The organism is Candidatus Poribacteria bacterium, from assembly GCA_021295715.1.
Taxonomy (GTDB): Bacteria; Poribacteria; WGA-4E; order WGA-4E; family WGA-3G; genus WGA-3G.
On record JAGWBV010000018.1, the window covers coordinates 37,544 to 38,128 of the forward strand.

The 585-nt window shown below is 42.6% G+C and carries 1 protein-coding gene; it reads left to right on the forward strand.

Features of this window, described 5'->3' with window-relative positions:
* Window positions 1-106 precede the first annotated feature (106 nt).
* The gene (locus J4G07_07035; GenBank protein MCE2413743.1) at window positions 107-472 is read left to right on the forward strand and encodes a DUF1844 domain-containing protein; all 366 of its coding nucleotides are present in this window, start codon (window positions 107-109) and stop codon (window positions 470-472) included.
* The last annotated feature ends 113 nt before the right edge of the window (window positions 473-585 follow it).

Here is a 585-nt window from a genome sequence, read left to right on the forward strand (position 1 = left end):
GCTTAGATACTGACGAGTATCGTAACAGGGGGTAGGATCCCTTTAAAAATCTATTCTTTTCAATGGAAAAATATAGAAAAGCATAGGTTTTTAAGAACAGCAATATATGGAAGAGAACACAACTCAGGAGGAAGCGCAACAAATTCCGCCTGTCGATTTTATGAGTTATCTTACCAATCTTGTAGAAACAGGACGGCTCTACTTAGAGGGGATCCCGAACCCCGAAACGAACGAGGTCGTTACAAACTTCCCGCTCGTGAAACATATTATTGATACGATTGAGATGCTTGAGGAAAAAACGAAGGGCAACCTCACTGCTCCAGAAGCCAACTTCTTGGCAAATACCCTCTATGAACTCAGAATGAACTACGTCCGTGCCATCAATAGACAAGAAACAATCACACAGCAAGCAGGAAAAACTGAAGAAACTGAGGAAGAGGTTTCCACAGATAACATTGAAAATCCATCTTAATTGAAGGCTCAGTAATCACTGAAACAAGCGATTCACTAGTAGTCTGTCACATCTAAACTGACAGGTGGGCTCGCCCGATTTTGTCGGGTTTCACTCCGTTCTACCCGACCTAC